This is a genomic window from Amycolatopsis anabasis, from assembly GCF_009765355.1.
In the GTDB taxonomy this organism is placed as follows: Bacteria; Actinomycetota; Actinomycetes; order Mycobacteriales; family Pseudonocardiaceae; genus Amycolatopsis; species Amycolatopsis anabasis.
Window position 1 is genome coordinate 113,861 of record NZ_VTHK01000023.1, and the last position, 17,417, is coordinate 131,277.

General features: G+C 71.7%; 13 protein-coding genes. All 13 read left to right on the forward strand.

From position 1 onward, the window contains the following. Positions 1-263 precede the first annotated feature (263 nt). The 13 genes from FXO23_RS27885 to FXO23_RS27945 are packed head-to-tail and all read left to right on the forward strand — an operon-like array spanning position 264 to position 17,373. Positions 264-1,745 (forward strand): sugar ABC transporter ATP-binding protein, encoded by a 1,482-nt coding sequence (locus FXO23_RS27885; protein ID WP_158888456.1) that lies wholly within the window; start codon positions 264-266, stop codon positions 1,743-1,745. Then, complete coding sequence (locus tag FXO23_RS27890; RefSeq protein WP_158888420.1) at positions 1,742-2,749, forward strand: ABC transporter permease; 1,008 nt, start codon at positions 1,742-1,744, stop codon at positions 2,747-2,749. The genes FXO23_RS27885 and FXO23_RS27890 overlap by 4 nt, the downstream gene beginning before the upstream one ends. Beyond that, entirely contained in the window at positions 2,746-3,783 is a 1,038-nt protein-coding gene (locus FXO23_RS27895) for a substrate-binding domain-containing protein (RefSeq protein WP_158888421.1), read from the forward strand. The genes FXO23_RS27890 and FXO23_RS27895 overlap by 4 nt, the downstream gene beginning before the upstream one ends. Before the next feature lie 53 nt (positions 3,784-3,836). Continuing rightward, positions 3,837-4,964, forward strand: coding sequence for a Gfo/Idh/MocA family protein (locus tag FXO23_RS27900; RefSeq protein ID WP_158888457.1), 1,128 nt, complete (start codon positions 3,837-3,839; stop codon positions 4,962-4,964). A 22-nt stretch (positions 4,965-4,986) separates the two neighbouring features. After that, entirely contained in the window at positions 4,987-8,763 is a 3,777-nt protein-coding gene (locus tag FXO23_RS27905; RefSeq protein WP_425484914.1) for a ThuA domain-containing protein, read from the forward strand. Between the two features lie 2 nt (positions 8,764-8,765). Continuing rightward, entirely contained in the window at positions 8,766-9,923 is a 1,158-nt protein-coding gene (locus FXO23_RS27910; RefSeq protein ID WP_158888422.1) for an inositol-3-phosphate synthase, read from the forward strand. Beyond that, positions 9,920-10,741, forward strand: coding sequence for an SCO3242 family prenyltransferase (locus tag FXO23_RS27915; protein ID WP_158888423.1), 822 nt, complete (start codon positions 9,920-9,922; stop codon positions 10,739-10,741). Before FXO23_RS27910 ends, FXO23_RS27915 begins: the two co-directional genes overlap by 4 nt. Then, on the forward strand, positions 10,738-12,168 hold the full coding sequence (locus FXO23_RS27920; protein WP_158888424.1) for an EboA domain-containing protein: 1,431 nt from the start codon (positions 10,738-10,740) through the stop codon (positions 12,166-12,168). The genes FXO23_RS27915 and FXO23_RS27920 overlap by 4 nt, the downstream gene beginning before the upstream one ends. After that, entirely contained in the window at positions 12,168-13,022 is an 855-nt protein-coding gene (locus FXO23_RS27925) for a TatD family hydrolase (protein WP_158888425.1), read from the forward strand. Before FXO23_RS27920 ends, FXO23_RS27925 begins: the two co-directional genes overlap by 1 nt. A 5-nt stretch (positions 13,023-13,027) precedes the next feature. Next, positions 13,028-14,125 carry a metabolite traffic protein EboE gene (gene eboE / locus FXO23_RS27930; protein WP_158888426.1) on the forward strand — a complete coding sequence of 366 codons (1,098 nt, stop codon included), beginning with the start codon at positions 13,028-13,030 and terminating at the stop codon, positions 14,123-14,125. Further along, positions 14,122-15,507: an alkaline phosphatase family protein gene (locus FXO23_RS27935; RefSeq protein WP_158888427.1), complete on the forward strand. Its 1,386-nt coding sequence runs from the start codon at positions 14,122-14,124 to the stop codon at positions 15,505-15,507. The genes eboE and FXO23_RS27935 overlap by 4 nt, the downstream gene beginning before the upstream one ends. Next, complete coding sequence (locus FXO23_RS27940) at positions 15,504-16,523, forward strand: sugar phosphate isomerase/epimerase family protein (RefSeq protein WP_158888428.1); 1,020 nt, start codon at positions 15,504-15,506, stop codon at positions 16,521-16,523. Before FXO23_RS27935 ends, FXO23_RS27940 begins: the two co-directional genes overlap by 4 nt. After that, positions 16,516-17,373: a sugar phosphate isomerase/epimerase family protein gene (locus tag FXO23_RS27945; protein WP_246257921.1), complete on the forward strand. Its 858-nt coding sequence runs from the start codon at positions 16,516-16,518 to the stop codon at positions 17,371-17,373. Before FXO23_RS27940 ends, FXO23_RS27945 begins: the two co-directional genes overlap by 8 nt. Positions 17,374-17,417 lie beyond the last annotated feature (44 nt).

The window sequence follows — 17,417 nt, forward strand, 5'->3', positions numbered from 1 at the left end:
CCCAGCCGGTTTTCCGGCCGCGCCCACCCTAGTGGGGACGGGGCTGGGGAAAGCGCATTCCCGCGTCGAGCGCGCCCCTTCGGGCATTGCGCCGATCGGCCCAATGCAGAACCGGTCATTTGGCGTTTGTCCAGCTTTGTCCGGGAAGTTCACCTTGACGAGTGGTCCAGGTCACCTTACTTTTGCATGCATCACGAAGAAGTGAGGCTCAGGTGGACACAAGTGTGCACGGTTCGAGCAGTCACCCGGATCCACTGCTGTCCATGCGGGGCATCGTCAAGACCTTTCCCGGCGTGCGCGCGCTGGCCGGGGTGGACCTCGAGGTCCGGCCCGGTGAGGTGCACTGCCTGCTCGGCCAGAACGGCGCCGGGAAGTCCACGCTGATCAAGACCCTCGCCGGGGCGCACCGGCCGGACGCCGGGGAGATCCGGTGGCGCGGCGAACCGGTGAGCTTCGGTTCGCCGATCGCGGCGCTGCGCCACGGCATCGCGACGATGTACCAGGAACTCGATCTCATCCCGGCGCTTTCCGTGGCGGAGAACGTGTTTCTCGGCCACGAGCGGTCGCGGTTCGGGTTCACCCGCCCCGCCGCCGCCCGGTCCGCCGCGCACGCGCTGCTGGCCCGGCTCGGCCATCCGGAGATCCCGGCCGAGGCCGAGGTGGGCCGCCTCCCCGCGGCCGCGCGGCAGCTGGTCTCCCTGGCCCGCGCGCTGGCGCACGACGCGCGGCTGATCGTGCTGGACGAGCCGACCGCGGCGCTGGCCGGGGACGAGGTGGACAACCTGTTCCGGATCGTCGGCGAACTGACCGCGGCCGGGGTCGCGGTCGTCTACATCTCGCACCGGATGGCGGAGATCCGCCGCGTCGGGCACCGGGTCACCGTGCTCAAGGACGGCCGGACGGTCGCGGCGAACCTCGACGCGCGCACCCCGGGCGCGGAGCTGGTCGCCCTGATGGCCGGGCGCAAGGTGGAGACCGCGTTCCGGGTGGCTCAGCAACCGGTCGTGTTCGGCGCCGAGGTGCTGCGGGTCGACGGGCTGAGCCGGGCGGGCGAGTTCCGGGAGGTGAACTTCGCGGTGCGGGCCGGGGAGATCGTCGGGATCGCTGGGCTGGTCGGCGCCGGGCGCAGCGAGATCCTGGAGACGATCTTCGGCGCGCGCCGCGCGGACTCCGGGACCGTTTCGGTGCTGGGCAAGCGTTTGCGGCCGGGCAGCGTGCCCGCCGCGGTGCGCGCGGGCGTCGGGCTGGCGCCCGAGGAACGCAAGGGCCAGGCGCTGGTGCTCGACCTGTCCGTCACGCACAACGTGACCCTGGCCAGCTTGCGGGCGTTCAGCCGGGCCGGATTCACCCGGCGGTCCCGGGAACTGCGGGCCGCCTTGTCCACTGTGGAGCGATTGGACCTGCGCCCCGCGGATCCGCGGCGGATCATCCGCACGCTTTCCGGCGGCAACCAGCAGAAGGCCGTGGTGGCGCGCTGGCTGGTGCACGGCTGCCGGGTGCTGCTGCTGGACGAACCGACCCGCGGCGTCGACGTCAGCGCCCGTGCGGAGCTGTACCGGCTGATCCACGAACTCGCCGCGCGCGGGGCGGCGGTCGTGCTGGTCTCCAGCGAGGTCCCCGAGGTGCTCGGCCTCGCCGACCGCGTGCTCGTGCTGCGCGACGGCGAAGTGGTGGCCGACCGGCCCGCCGGGGAGCTGACCGAGGGGGATGTCTTGGGCCTGGTGATGGAGGGGAGTGCCGCGTGACGGGAACCCTGGATCGGCCGCCGGTGCGCGAGGCGGCGAAGGAACGGCCGCGATTGTTGTCCACAGCAGACTTCCGGTTGCTCGGCCTCGCCGGGGTGCTCGCGGTGCTGTGCGTGGTCGGCCAGCTCACCCGGCCGGACACGTTCCTCACCCAGGACAACCTCTCCACCATGCTCCGGCTGGCCGCGGCCATCGGGGTGGTCAGCGTCGGGATGACGTTCGTGATCATCGCCGGGGGCATCGACCTGTCGGTCGGGTCGATCGTGGCGCTGTCCAGCGTCTGGATGACCACGCTGGCCACCCAGTCCTACGGGCCGTTCGTGATGGTGCTGTGCGCGCTGCTCGTCGGGCTCGGGTGCGGGCTGGTCAACGGGGTGCTGGTGGCCTACGGCCGGGTCGTGCCGTTCATCACCACACTGGCGATGATGGCGTCCGCACGCGGCCTGGCCGAACGGATCAGCGCCCGCCGGACCCAGGTGGTCACCGAAACCGGGTTCACCGAGTTCTTCCGCGGCGCCTCCCTCGGCGTCCCGGTGCTGGTGTGGCTGCTCGCGCTGGTGTTCGCCGCCGGGTGGATCGTGCTCAACCGCACCACGTTCGGCCGCCGCACGTTCGCGATCGGCGGAAACGCCGAAGCGGCAAGGCTTTCCGGGATCAACGTCCGGCTGCACGGTGTTCTTGTCTACGGTTTCCTCGGACTCTGCTGCGGAATCGCGGCGGTGATGGTGGTCGCCCGGACCACCTCCGGCGCCTCGACGAACGGCATGTTCTACGAACTCGACGCGATCGCCGCGGTGGTCATCGGCGGTACCGCGCTTTCCGGCGGCCGCGGCAGCCTCGTCGGCACGCTGCTCGGCGTGCTCATCTTCACCGTGCTGAACAGCATCTTCACCCAGAACAACCTCGACACCGATATCCAGAACATCGCCAAGGGCGCGATCATCGTCGGCGCCGTGCTGCTGCAGTACGCGACTTCGGCGCGCCGCGGGAGGAATGCGACATGACCGAAACATCGTTGGCGCGCAGGGGTTTCCTCCTCGGCGCGGCCGGGGCGGTGCTCACCGGGTGCACCTCGAACGAGCCACCCGCCGCGACGAACGCGGCCGCCGCCGGGGCGGGGGCGAACGCGCAGCCCGGGCCGCCGGTGACCATCGGGTTCTCCGCCCCGGCCGCGGACCACGGCTGGATGGCCGCGATGACCGTCAACGCCAAGGCGCAGGCCGCGCGGTTCAGCGACGTGAAGCTGAACGCCACCGAGGGCACCAACGACGTCAACCAGCAGATCGCCCAGGTCGAATCGCTGATCAACGCGAAGGTCGGCGTGCTGGTCATCCTGCCGTTCGACGGCAAGGCGCTCACCCAGGCCGGCCGCCAGGCGATGGACGCGGGCATCCCGGTGATCAACGTGGACCGGGTGTTCGACACCCCGCTGGCCTACCGGACCTGGATCGGCGGGGACAACTACCGGATGGGCGTGAACGCCGGGGACTACATCGGCGCCGAGCTCAAACGGCGCGGGATCACGAATCCGGTGATCGGCGAGGTGGCCGGGATCGACGCGTTGCCGCTCACCCAGGAACGCAGCAAGGGGTTCCGGGATTCCCTGCAACGGCACGGATTCACCGTCGGCCCGCGGGTGTCCGCGCAGTTCACCCCGGAATCCGGGGAGCAGCAGACGGCGAACCTGCTGCAGTCGGCGTCCACCCTGCACGCCCTGTGGAACCACGACGACGACCAGGGGGTCGGGGTGGTCGCGGCGATCCAGAACGCCAACCGCAAGGACTTCTTCATGGTCGGCGGCGCCGGATCGAAGAACATGATGAACCAGATCAAGAGCGATTCCGGCCCGGTGAAGGCGACCGTGCTGTACAGCCCGTCGATGGCGTCCTCGGCGATCGCGCTGGCCCGGCTGCTCGGGCAGCGCAAGGGCGTCGGGGACCTGGCCGAACACGAGATCCCGGCCGAGATCACCACCTATTCCGCGGTGGTCACCAAGGAGAACGTGGACTCCTACCTCGACGTCGGGTTCGACTCGTGAACGATGACCACAAGGGACGGACCATCGGCGTCGGCCTGGTCGGGCACGCCTTCATGGGCGCGGCGCACTCCCAGGCCTGGCGCGGCGTGCACCGGTTCTTCGAGGTCCCCTTCCGGCCGCGGCTGGTCGCCCTCGGCGGCCGGGATCCCCGGCGTACCAAGGAAGCCGCGGCGAAACTCGGCTGGGAGTCGGTGGCGACCGACTGGCGCGCGCTGGTGGCCCGCGACGACGTGGACCTGGTCGACATCTGCACCCCGGGCGACACGCACGCCGAGATCGCGATCGCGGCCCTGGCCGCCGGGAAGCACGTGCTGTGCGAGAAACCGCTGGCCAACACCGTCGCCGAGGCCGAGGCGATGACCGAGGCGGCGGACCGGGCCGCCCGGCGCGGCATCCGGTCCATGGTCGCGTTCAACTACCGGCGGGCGCCCGCGCTCGCGCTGGCCCGGCGGCTGGTCGCGGACGGGCGGCTGGGCCGGATCCGGCAGGTCCGCGCGGTCTACCTGCAGGACTGGCTGTCCGATCCGGACGCGCCGATGACCTGGCGGTTGCGCCGGGACCGGGCCGGTTCCGGCGCGCTCGGCGATCTCGGCGCGCACATCGTGGACGCGGCCCAGTTCGTCACCGGCGAACTGGTCACCGGAGTCTCCGGGCTGACCGAGACGTTCGTGCGACGCAGGCGCGTGCCCGGTGGGCCCGAGGAAGAAGTGGACGTGGACGACTGCGCGGTTTTCCTGGCCCGCTTGACCTCCGGCGCGGTCGCCACCTTCGAGGCCACCCGGTACGCGCTGGGCCGGAAGAACGCCATGCGGCTGGAGGTCAACGGATCGCGCGGCAGCCTCGCCTTCGATTTCGAGGCGATGAACGAACTGTGGTTCTGCGACGGCGAAGACCCGGCCGACCGCGCGGGTTTCCGCCGCATCCTGGTCACCGAACCGAGCCACCCGTATGTCGGCGCGTGGTGGCCGCCCGGGCACCTGCTGGGCTACGAGCACACCTTCACCCATGAGATCGCCGATCTGCTGACGGCGATCGGCGAGGGCCGCGATCCCGTGCCCGGGTTCGCCGACGGCCTGCGGGTGCAACGCGTGCTGGCCGCCGTGCAGGGCAGTGCCGAACACGAATCTCGCTGGTCGCCGGTTCCGGCGGCCGAATCGATCGCGGCCGAAGGGGTCGCCTGATCGCAACCGAGGAGAAGATCCCGTGCGCAGAAGAGGAAACAACCACGACACCTCCGGAAGACCCTGGCGGCGGATCGCCGTCGCACTGATCGCACTGCTGACCGGATCGCTCGGCGGCGTCCCCGCCGCGGCGGAACCAGTGCGGGCCCAGCACACCGCGAACGTGCTGGTGTTCGCCAAGACCGCGGGCTACCGGCACGATTCGATCCCCGCCGGGATCGCGGCCATCCGGGAACTGGGGGCCGGTAACGACTTCACCGTCGAGGCGACCGAGGACGCGGGCGCGTTCACCGAGGCGAACCTGGCCCGGTTCGACGCCGTGGTCTGGCTGTCCACCACCGGCGACGTGCTGAACGCCGACCAGCAGGCCGCCTTCGAGCGGTACATCGCGGGCGGCGGCGGGTACGCGGGCGTGCACGCCGCGGCCGACACCGAGTACGACTGGCCGTGGTACGGCGAGTTGGTCGGGGCGTGGTTCGCGTCGCATCCGCGGATCCAGCCGGCGACCGTGAAAGTGGAGGACCACCAGCACCCGTCGACCGCGGGCCTGCCGTACCAGTGGCCGCGCACCGACGAGTGGTACAACTTCCGCGCCAATCCGCGGCGGAACGTGCACGTCCTGGCCTCGCTCGACGAGTCCACCTACCAGCCGGGCGACGGCGCGATGGGTGACCACCCGATCTCGTGGTGCCACCCCAGCGGCACCGGCCGGTCCTGGTACACCGGTCTCGGCCACACCACCGAGTCCTACGCCGAGGCCGCGTTCCGGCAGCACCTGCTCGGCGGGATCCTTTACGCCACCGGCGAGAAACCCGGCGACTGCGCCCCGCCGGAGCCGGGCACCGGCCAGCCCGCGGACGGCGACTTCGACCAGATCACCCTGGCCAAGGGCGAGGAGCGCACCGGGGAGCCGATGGCGCTCGCGGTCCTGCCCGACCGCCGCGTGCTGCACACCTCCCGGGACGGCGAGGTGTGGCTGACCACGCCGGAGGCCACCACCGCGCTCGCCGCGAAGATCCCGGTCTACAACCACGACGAGGACGGTTTGCAGGGCGTCGCGATCGATCCCGATTTCACGAACAACAAATGGGTCTACCTCTATTACGCGCCGCCGCTGAACACCCCGGCCGGGGACGCGCCGCAAACCGGGACCGCCACCGATTTCGCGCCATTCAAGGGATACAACCAGCTTTCCCGCTACAAGCTGACCGACGCGGGTACCCTCGACCAGGGAAGTGAGCAGCGGATCCTCCAGGTGCCCGCCGAACGCGGAATCTGCTGCCACGCGGGGGGCGAGATCGACTTCGACGCGGCCGGGAACCTGCTGCTGTCCACCGGTGACGACAGCAACCCGTTCGCCTCGGACGGGTACACGCCGATCGACGAGCGGGCCGATCGCAATCCGGTGTACGACGCGCAGCGGACCTCCGCGAACACCAACGATCTGCGGGGGAAGCTGTTGCGCATCAAGGTGAATGCCGATGGCACGTATACCGCCCCGGCGGGCAACCTGTTCGCCCCGGGCACCGCGAAGACGCGCCCGGAGATCTACGCGATGGGTTTCCGCAACCCGTTCCGGTTCGCCGTGGACAAGCAGACCGGCTGGGTCTACCTGGGTGACTACGGGCCGGACGCCGGCGCGGCGAACCCGGCACGCGGCCCCGGCGGGCTGGTCGAATTCAACCTGATCAAGGGGCCGGGCAACTACGGCTGGCCGTACTGCGTCGGCGACAACCAGCCGTACCGCGACTACGACTTCGCCACCGGGCAGTCCGGCCCGGCCTTCGACTGCGCGGCGCCGAAGAACACCAGCCCGCACAACACCGGCCTGGTCGATCTGCCGCCCGTGCGACCGGCGTGGATTCCGTACGACGGCGGTTCGCTGCCGGAGTTCGGCACCGGCGGCGAGTCGCCGATGGGCGGCCCGGTCTACCGCTTCGACCCGAATTCGCCGTCCAAGACCAAGTTCCCGGAGTACTTCGACGGCAAGAACTTCGCCTACGAATGGGACCGCGGCTGGATCAAGGAGATCACCGTCGGCCCGGATGGCGAACGCGGGGCGATCAAACCGTTCTTCGACGCGATGACGCTGACCCGGCCGATGAACCTCGAATTCGGCCCGGAGGGTTCGCTGTACGTGCTGGACTACGGCAGCGGGTACTTCGGCGGCGCCGAGGATTCGGCGGTGTACCGGATCGACTACACCAAGGGCAACCGGACCCCGGTCGTCTCGCTGAAGGCGGACCGGACCTCCGGCCCGGCCCCGCTCGAGGTGAACTTCGATCCGGCGGGCACCCACGACGCGGACGGCGGCGCGCTGACCTACGCGTGGGACTTCGACAGCGACGGGTCGGTGGATTCCACCACGGCGGGGCCGGTGAAGTTCACCTACGACCAGCCGGGTCAGTACACCGCGAAGCTTTCGGTGACCGATCCGACCGGGCTGACCGGGGTGGCGAGCGTGGTGGTCACCGCGGGCAACACGCAGCCGACGGTGAAACTCGAGGCGCCGGTCCAGGGCGGGTTCTTCGGGTTCGGCGACAAGGTGCCGTTCCGGGTGACCGTGACCGATCCCGAGGACGGCCCGATCGACTGCGCCAAGGTGACCGTCGAGTACATCCTCGGCCACGACAACCACGGCCATCCGCTGAGCCGGGCGACCGGCTGTTCCGGGGTGATCGACACACCCGCCGACCAGGGCCACGGCCTGGACGCGAACATCTTCGGCGTCATCAACGCGAGCTACACCGACCGGGGCGGCCGGGGCGCGCCGCCGCTGACCGGTGCGGCGGAGAACATCCTGCAGCCCAAGCTGAAGCAGGCGGAGTTCTTCACCGAACGGCACGGCGTGCAGCTCGTCGGCCACGCCGGTGCGAGCGGCGGGAAACGGGTCGGCTACATCGATCCCGGTGACTGGCTGAAACTCGATCCGGCGAACCTGACCGGGATCACCGGCATCGGCTACCGGGTGTCCTCCGGCGGGCCCGGCGGGAAGATCGAGGTCCGCTCGGGCGCCCCGAACGGCCCGGTGCTGCAGACCGTGCCGGTCGCGAACACCGGCAGCCCGGACAACTACGTCGACCTGCCGGTCACCCCGATCACCGATCCGGGCGGTACGAAACCGCTGTACCTGGTGTTCACCGGATCCGGCGGCGGACTGTTCGATGTGGACGCGGTGCGGTTCGACGGGCCCGGGGTCGCGACAACGCATTGTGCACCCACCGCGCCCGAAGCCGGATACCGGATGTTGTTCGACGGAACGCGGGCGAGCCTGGCGGGGTGGAAGCAGGCCGGGCCGGGGCGGTTCGAGCACCAGGCCGACTGCACGATCCGGTCCGCCGGTGGCATGGGGCTGTACTGGTTCGGCGAGGAGTTCGGCGCGTACCGCCTCAAACTGGACTGGCAGGTGGCCGGGGACGACAACTCCGGCGTCTTCGTCGGTTTCCCGGACCCCGGCGACGATCCGTGGATCGCGGTGAACCAGGGCTACGAGGTCCAGATCGACGCGACCGACGCGCCGGAGAAGACCACCGGTTCGATCTACGGTTTCCAGTCCGCCGACCTGGCCAAGCGCGACGCCGCGCTCAAACCGCCGGGGGAGTGGAACTCCTACGAGATCGTGGTCCAGGGGCAGACCATGCAGGTCCTGCTCAACGGCGTGCTGATCAACGATTTCGCCAGTACCGATCCGAACCGGGACCTGACGCGGGGATTCGTCGGCATCCAGAACCACGGGGACGGCGACGACGTGTCGTTCCGCGACATCCGGATCAAGGCCGGGGCCGAACAGGAGGGGTGAGGATGGACGGTTCGGAAGAGGTCGGCGTCTGGCTGGTCGGGGCGCGGGGGTCGGTGGCGACCACGGCGATCACCGGACTGCTGGCGCTGCGGTCCCGGCTGGCCGAGCCCACCGGCTCGGTCACCGCGCGGCCGCCGTTCGACACACTGCCGCTGCCGGGCTGGGACCGGTTGCGGATCGGCGGGCACGACATCGTCGGCACACCGCTGGACAAACGGGCCGAGCAACTCGCCGAGGCCGGGGTCGTGCCACCCCGGATCCTCGGCGCGGTCCGCTCGCAACTGTCCACAGTAGACGAGGAGATCCGGCCCGGGTACCACCCGGCCACGCATTCCGGCACCCAGGCGGACGCGGCGCGGCGGCTGGCCGGGGACCTCACCGGGTTCGCGGCGCGGCACGGGCTGGCCCGGGTGGTCGTGCTCGACGTGTCCTCGACCGAACCGGTGTTCGGCGACCTGCCCGAACACCGGGACCTCGCCGAACTGGAAGCCGCGATGGCCGTCCCGGGCCGGATCGTTCTGCCGCCGAGTTCGCTCGCCGCCTACGCCGCACTCCGAGCCGGTTGCCCGTTCGTGGCGTTCACGCCGTCGACCGGGATCCGGATCCCGGCGCTGGCCGAGCTGGCCGCGCGGCGCGGGCTGCCGTACGCGGGCTGCGACGGCAAGACCGGGGAGACGCTGGTGCGCACGGCACTCGCGCCGATGTTCACCACGCGGGCCCTGGCCGTCCGGTCGTGGTCGGGCACCAATCTCCTCGGCGGCGGGGACGGGGTCACCCTGGCCGATGCCGACCACGCGGGCAGCAAGCTCGCCTCGAAGGGCCGCGGCCTGGCGAGCCTGCTCGGCGGCGAGGTGACCGCGCCGCTGCACATCGACAACGTGCCCGAGCTCGGTGAGCAGAAGACCGCCTGGGACCACGTGCTCTTCGAGGGTTTCCTCGGCACCCGGATGACCCTGCAGTTCACCTGGACCGGCTACGACTCGGCGCTCGCCGCACCCCTGGTGCTCGATCTGGCGCGCCTGGTCGCCGCCGCGCACGCCGCGGGCGAATCCGGGCCGCTCGGCGCCCTCGGGTTCTTCTTCAAGGATCCGCTGGGCACCGGGGAACACCGGCTCGCCGAGCAGTACGCGGCACTCGTCGACTGGGCGGTGCGACTGTGAAGGCCCTGGCCGAACTGGTCCGCGCCCCGGCCGCGCTGACCGTGTTCGGCGACACCGCGGCCGGGGCCGCCGCGGCGGGCAGGCCGTTGTCCGGTCGCAGGCTCCTGCTGCCGGTCGCCTCGGTGGCCTTCTACTGGGCGGGCATGGCGCTCAACGACTGGGCGGACCGGCGGCTGGACGCGGTGGAACGCCCGGAGCGGCCCATCCCGTCCGGCCGGGTGCGCCCGGGCACCGCGCTGGGCGTCGCGAGCGGGCTGACCGCGGCGGGGCTCGGCCTGGCCGGATTCGCCGAGGGGAGGCGGGCGCTGCGGGTCGCCGTGCCGCTGGCCGGGGCGGTTTGGGCGTACGACACCTGGCTCAAGCGGACTCCCGCCGGACCCTTCGGGATGGCCGCCTGCCGGGTCCTCGACGTGCTGCTCGGGGGTGCCGGGGCGCCCGCGGCGGCGGCGATCGGGGTGCACACGCTCGGGGTGACGGCGTTGTCCGGCGGCGAGGTGCACGGCGGTTCGCCCGCGACCGCCCGGGCCGCCGCACTCGGCACCGCGATCGCGGGCGGCCTCGCGGTGCGGCGGGGGAGCGGGCTGGTCGCGGCGGCGCTGGGCGCGGGATACGCGGCGAGCGTGGGCGGTCCGCAACTCCGGGCGGCCCGGGAGCCCTCGGGCGGGCGGATCCGGCGGGCCACCGCGGCCGGGATCCACGGCATGCTGCCGCTGCAGGCGAGCATCGCGGCGCGGCACGGATCGGTGCGCACGGCGGCGGTGCTGACCGCGGTGCTGCCGTGCGCCCGGCGACTGGGAAAGCGGGTGAGCCCGACATGACCTTGCGCTTCGGCTACGGCACGAACGGTTTCGCGAACCACCGGCTGGAGGACGCGCTGGAGGTGATCGCGGAACTCGGGTACGCGGGCGTCGCCCTGACGCTGGATCACCACCACCTCGATCCGTTCGCCGAGGACCTGCCCCGGCGGGTGCGCCAGGTTTCCGCGCGGCTGGAACGCCTCGGGCTCGGGGTCGTGGTGGAAACCGGGGCGCGGTACCTGCTGGATCCGCGCCGCAAGCACCAGCCGACGCTGCTGTCCGACGACCCCGGCCGCCGCGTCGACTTCCTCAACCGCGCGGTGTGGATCGCCGCGGAACTCGGCGCGGACTGCGTCTCGTTCTGGTCCGGTATCCGTCCGTCCGAAGTGGACGAAGAAGTCGCGTGGCGGCGACTGCTCGAGGGCGTCGGGGCGGTGCTGCGCGAGGCGGGCGGGCGGGGCGTGCGGCTGGCGCTCGAGCCCGAGCCGGGGATGCTCGTGCAGCACCTGTCCGAAGCCCTGCGGCTGCGCGAAGAACTCGGCTCGCCCGAGCTGCTGGGCATCACGCTCGATGTCGGGCACTGCGTCGCCGTCGAACCGGTGAGCGCGGCCGACTGCGTGCACCGGGCCGGAGCGCTGCTGTTCAACGTGCAGCTCGACGACATGCGCACCGGGGTGCACGAGCACCTGGAATTCGGCGAGGGGGAACTGGACCTCGCCGGGACGTTGCGCGCCCTGACCGAAATCGGCTACCAGGGGCTCGCCGCGGTCGAGCTGCCCCGGCACAGCCACGCCGCGCCCGTGGTGGCCCGGCGGTGCCTGCGTGCGCTGCGGGCCGCGCTGCCGTGGTCCACCGAGGTGGACCACCCGTGGCTGGTCGAGGCGGAACGGTCGGTGCGCGCGGATCCGGCGTCGATCCGGACCGCGTTCCCCGCGGTGGGCCGCCGGGTGGGCCGGGGAGCGCTGCGACCGGAGACCGATCCGGACGGGTTGATCCACGGCACGGTCGACGATCTGGCCCGGGCCCGGCTGCTGACCGTGCTCGGCGCGGTGCTGCCGCCGGAGGCGCTGGCGGACGAGGTGGCCGAACTGTACGGCTACGGCGACGACGCCGAACGCCGGGGCGTGCTGCGCGCCCTGCACCTGCTGCCGCCCGCGGTGGCCGAAACCGGCCGGAAACTGGTCGAGGACGCCCTGCGCACCAACGATCTCCGGCTGGTCGCCGCCGCGCTCGGTCCGTTCGCCGAGCGCCACCTCGACGCGCACACCTGGCGGCACGGCGTGCTCAAATGCCTGTTCACCGGGGTGCCGCTGGCCGCGGTGGCCGGACTGCGCGGGCGGGTGGACGCCGAGCTGGTGCGCATGGTGACCGACTACGTGGCCGAACGCGAGGCGGCGGGCCGCGAGGTGCCCGCGGACGCCGAGTCGATCCTGCAGGAGGCGCGCTGATGCGAATCTTCGACCCGCACATCCACATGACCTCGCGGACCACCGACGACTACGAGGCGATGTACGCCGCCGGGGTCCGCGCGCTCGTCGAACCCGCGTTCTGGCTCGGCCAGCCGCGGACGAACGTCGGCTCGTTCACCGACTACTTCGACGGCCTGATCGGCTGGGAACGGTTCCGCGCCGCGCGGTTCGGCATCCGGCACCACTGCACGATGGCCCTGAACCCCAAGGAGGCCAACGATCCGCGGTGTGCGGGCGTGCTCGACGTGCTGCCGCGGTACCTGGCCAAGGACGGGGTGGTCGCGGTCGGCGAGGTCGGCTACGACTCGATGACCGATGCGGAGGAACGCGCGTTCGCCCGCCAGCTCGAACTCGCCGCCGAGCACGAGTTGCCGGTGCTCGTGCACACCCCGCACCGGGACAAGATCGCCGGGACCAAACGCAGCCTGGACGTCGTGCGGGAGTCCGGCATCCCGCCGGAGCGGGTGGTGCTCGACCACCTGAACGAGGTCACCGTCGGGCTCGTCGCCGGCACCGGGTGCTGGATGGGGTTCTCCATCTATCCGGACACCAAAATGGACGAACACCGGATGGTGGCGATCCTGCGGGAGCACGGCACCGCGCGGATGCTGGTGAACTCGGCCGCGGACTGGGGCCGGTCCGATCCGCTGAAGACGTTCCGCACCGGCCAGGCCATGCTGCGCGGCGGCTTCAGTGAGTCCGATGTGGACACCGTGCTCTGGGACAACCCGGTGGCCTTCTACGGCCAGAGCGGCAAACTCATGCTGGACGCCGAACCCGAAAGCGAGAGCACGTTCGCCGGGAACTCGGTGCTGCGCGGCGCCCGGGATTAGCCGCCATGCTTTCCTACTGCACCAACGTCCACCCGGCCGAAGACCTGGACGGGATCCTCGGCCAGCTGGACCGGTACGCGCTCCCGGTCCGCGAACGCCTCGGCGCCGATCGCCTCGGCCTCGGGCTCTGGCTCGCCGCCGACGTGGCCGCCGAACTCGCCGCGGACCGCGCGTCCCGGCTCCGCCTCCGCCGCGAACTCGACTGGCGGGGCCTGGCCGTGCAGACCCTGAACGCCTTCCCCTATGGCGGTTTCCACGACGAAGTCGTCAAGCACGCCGTCTACCATCCGCGGTGGACGGATCCGGCGCGGCTGCGGTACACCCTGGACTGCGCGGCCGTGCTGGCGGATCTGCTCCCGCCCGACGCGGCCTACGGCAGCATCTCCACGCTGCCGCTCGGCTGGCGCGAGCCGTGGAACGCCTTCTCCGACCGCCGGGCCGCGGTCGCGCTCGACGAGGTGACCCGGATCCTGCGCACCCGCGACCGGCCGATCCGCCTGGCGATCGAACCGGAACCCGGCTGCGTGCTGGACACCGCGGCCGACGCGGTCGGCTGGCTGGCCGATCGCGTGGACCCGGAGTTCGTCGGGCTCTGCCTGGACACCTGCCACCTCGCGGTGTCGTTCGCCGATCCGGCCGGGACCGTCGCGCGGATCCACCGGGCGGGCCTGCGGGTGGTGAAGGTGCAGGTCTCCGCGGCGCTCGAGGTGGCCGAGCCGTCGAGCGCGCGGGCGAGGGCGGCGCTCGAGGCGTTCGCCGAGCCGCGGTACCTGCACCAGGTGCGCGAACTCGCCGCCCCGGGTGAGGTGCTGGCCGCGGACGATCTGCCCGAGGCGCTCACCGGCCTGCCCGCGACGGGTCCCTGGCGGGTGCACTTCCACGTGCCACTGCACGCCGCGCCCGCCGCCCCGCTCACCGCCACCACCGGCGTGATCCGGGAAACCGCGGCCGCGCTGGCCGGATCCGGCGACTTCCCGCACCTCGAGGTGGAGACCTACACCTGGAACGTCCTCCCGGAGCCGCGGCAGTCGCTGGTGGACGGCATCGCCGACGAACTCCGCTGGGCTTCGGCCAACCTGGTCACGGAAGGAGCGCGCCGGTGAAACCGCTCGTGGTGGTGGACGTGGTGGGCCTGACGCCGAAGGTGTTGCGGCACATGCCCGCGCTGGCCGGGCTGGCGCGGGACGGCTGGCAGGCCGAGTTGGGGACGGTGTTGCCCGCGGTGACCTGCAGCGCGCAGTCCACCTTCCTCACCGGGCTGCCGCCCGCCGGGCACGGGATCGTCGGCAACGGCTGGTACTTCCGCGACCTCGGCGAGGTTCACCTGTGGCGCCAGCACAACCGCCTGGTGGGCGGGGAGAAGCTCTGGGAGGCCGCCCGGGCGCGGCACCCCGGCTACACCGCGGCGAACCTCTGCTGGTGGTACGCGATGGGCGCCAGCACGGACCTCACGGTCACGCCGCGGCCGATCTACCACGCCGACGGGCGCAAGTCGCCGGACTGCTACACCCGGCCGCCCGAGCTGCACGACCGGCTCACCGAAGAACTGGGCGCGTTCCCGTTGTTCCAGTACTGGGGGCCGACGGCGTCGATCGCGTCGAGCCGGTGGATCGCCGGGGCGGCGCGGAAGGTGTTCGCCGAACAGCGGCCCGATCTGCTGCTGGTGTACCTGCCGCACCTGGACTACGACCTGCAGCGGTTCGGCCCGGATGCGGAGCGGGCGGTGGCGGCCGCGCGGGACCTGGACGCGGTGCTGGCGCCGCTGCTCGGGCAGGTCCGGGATGCGGGGGCGACCGTGGTGGCGCTGTCCGAGTACGGGATCACCGCCGCGCGGCGGCCGGTGGACGTCAACCGCGCGTTGCGGGCGGAGGGGTTGCTCCAGGTCTACGTCCAGGGCGGGATGGAGTACCTGGATCCGTGGACTTCGCGCGCGTTCGCGGTCGCCGACCACCAGGTGGCGCACGTGTATGTCAGCAGGGAGTCCGATGTGGACCGGGTGCGCGGGCTGCTCGGCGAGCTGCCCGGGGTGGACGAGGTGCTGGACCGGGCCGGGCAGGCGCGGTACGGGCTCGACCACGAGCGGGCCGGGGAACTGGTGGCGGTCGCCGAACCGGACGCCTGGTTCACCTACTACTACTGGCTCGACGACGACCGGGCCCCCGATTTCGCGCGCGGGGTGGAGATCCACCGCAAACCCGGGTACGACCCGGCCGAGTTGTTCTTCGATCCGGCCGATCCGCTGGCGAAGGCCCGGGCCGGGCTGAACCTGGTGAAGAAGAAGGCCGGGCTGCGGTACGCGATGAACGTGGTGCCGCTCGATCCGGGCTGGGTCCGGGGCTCGCACGGCCGACTGCCGGATTCGGCCGCGGACGGTCCGGTGCTGCTCTGCTCGGATACGTCCACAGTGGATGTCCGGGACCGGGTGAAGGCGACCGAGGTTCGCGATCTGCTGCTGTCGCTGCAGGGAATGGGAGTGCGGGTATGAGCCGGCCGATCACGTTGTTCACCGGCCAGTGGGCCGATCTGCCGTTCGAACGGGTCTGCGAACTCGCCGCCGGATGGGGTTACGACGGGCTGGAGATCGCCTGCTCCGGCGACCACTTCGAAGTCGATCGGGCACTGTCCGAACCGGACTACGTCGCGCGGCGCCGGGCGCTGCTCGAGGCGCACGGGCTGGGCGTGTGGGCGATCTCGAACCACCTGGTCGGGCAGGCGGTGTGCGACGACCCGATCGACGAGCGGCACCGTGCCATACTCCCCGCCCGCGTCTGGGGCGACGGCGAACCGGAAGGCGTCCGGAAACGCGCCGCCGCCGAACTCGCCGACACCGCCCGGGCCGCCGCGAAACTGGGCGTCGGCACGGTGGTCGGCTTCACCGGGTCGAAGATCTGGAAGTACGTCGCCATGTTCCCGCCGGTGTCCCAGGCGGCCATCGACGACGGGTACGCCGACTTCGCGCGGCGCTGGAACCCGATCCTGGACGTGTTCGACGAGGCCGGCGTGCGGTTCGCGCACGAGGTGCACCCGTCCGAGATCGCCTACGACTACTGGACCACCCGCCGGACCCTGGAAGCGATCGGGCACCGACCGGCGTTCGGCCTCAACTGGGACCCCTCGCATTTCGTCTGGCAGGACCTCGATCCGGTCGGGTTCATCCTCGACTTCGCCGACCGGATCTACCACGTCGACTGCAAGGACACCAAGAAGCGGTTCGACGGGCGCAACGGGCGGCTCGGTTCGCATCTGGCCTGGGCGGATCCCCGGCGCGGCTGGGATTTCGTGTCCACCGGCCACGGTGACGTGGACTGGGAGAGCGCGTTCCGCGCGCTGAACGCGATCGGCTACGCGGGCCCGATCTCGGTCGAATGGGAGGACGCGGGCATGGACCGCCTCCGCGGCGCGGCGGAAGCGGTCCGCTTCGTCCGGAACCTGGTCTTCGACAAACCCGCCGCGGCCTTCGACGCGGCGTTCAGCACCGGAAAGGACGAGGGCGATGGGTGAGCCGGTTTCGCGCAGATCGATGCTCCGGACGGCTGCCGGGACGGCCGCGGCACTGGGCGCGACCAGCGCGCTCGCGGGCACCGCGCGGGCTGCGGACCGGTGGCCGGGCAAGTTGCGGATTCCCCGGGAGCGCATCGGCATCCAGCTCTACACGCTGCGCGCCCTGCTGCAGGCGGACCTGCCCGGCACCCTGGAGGCGCTGGCCGACATCGGGTACCGGGGCGTCGAACTGGCCGGGACCCACGGCCGGTCGGCCACCGAGTTCCGGACCCTGCTCGACCGGTACCACCTGGTGGCGCTGTCCAGCCACGTCGGTTTCGACGGGGCCGACGTGGACCAGTTGATCGCCGACGCGAAGACCCTCGGGCACGGTCACGCGGTCTGCGCCTACGCGAACTACCGGACGATCCCGGAATGGCGCGACTTCGCGGCGCGCCTGGACCGGGCCGCGCGGGCGTTCCGCCGGGCCGGGATCCGCTACGGCTACCACAACCACGCACACGAGTTCCAGGCGATCGACGGCGTCCGGCCGTACGACGTGCTGACCCGGGAGACCAGCCGGGAGTTCGTGCACCTGGAGGTCGACCTGTACTGGGCGGTGACCGGCGGGGTGAACCCGGTCGAGTTGTTCTACCGCAACTTCGGCCGGGTGCGGCAGTTCCACGTCAAGGACCGCGCGCCGAACGGGGACTTCGCCGATCCGGGCACCGGCACGATCGACTTCCGGCGCATCTTCCGCGACACCTGGCGCGGTGGGGTCCGTCACTACATCGTGGAACACGACCAGCCCGCGGATCCGCTGCACACCGCCCGCGTCGGCTACCAGTACCTGGTTGACCTGCGGTTCTAGCCGGGTGGATTAACGAGCGGACGGCGTGCGTTGCGGTTAGCGTG

What these genes read in the sequence shown, in the direction of transcription:
- FXO23_RS27920 (WP_158888424.1), top strand. Translation starts at nt 10,738, where the DNA reads ATGACCTTGCGCTTCGGCTACGGCACGAACGGTTTCGCGAACCACCGG.
- eboE (WP_158888426.1), top strand. Translation starts at nt 13,028, where the DNA reads ATGCTTTCCTACTGCACCAACGTCCACCCGGCCGAAGACCTGGACGGG.
- FXO23_RS27910 (WP_158888422.1), top strand. Translation starts at nt 8,766, where the DNA reads ATGGACGGTTCGGAAGAGGTCGGCGTCTGGCTGGTCGGGGCGCGGGGG.
- FXO23_RS27940 (WP_158888428.1), top strand. Translation starts at nt 15,504, where the DNA reads ATGAGCCGGCCGATCACGTTGTTCACCGGCCAGTGGGCCGATCTGCCG.
- FXO23_RS27945 (WP_246257921.1), top strand. Translation starts at nt 16,516, where the DNA reads ATGGGTGAGCCGGTTTCGCGCAGATCGATGCTCCGGACGGCTGCCGGG.
- FXO23_RS27885 (WP_158888456.1), top strand. Translation starts at nt 264, where the DNA reads ATGCGGGGCATCGTCAAGACCTTTCCCGGCGTGCGCGCGCTGGCCGGG.
- FXO23_RS27895 (WP_158888421.1), top strand. Translation starts at nt 2,746, where the DNA reads ATGACCGAAACATCGTTGGCGCGCAGGGGTTTCCTCCTCGGCGCGGCC.
- FXO23_RS27900 (WP_158888457.1), top strand. Translation starts at nt 3,837, where the DNA reads ATGGGCGCGGCGCACTCCCAGGCCTGGCGCGGCGTGCACCGGTTCTTC.
- FXO23_RS27925 (WP_158888425.1), top strand. Translation starts at nt 12,168, where the DNA reads ATGCGAATCTTCGACCCGCACATCCACATGACCTCGCGGACCACCGAC.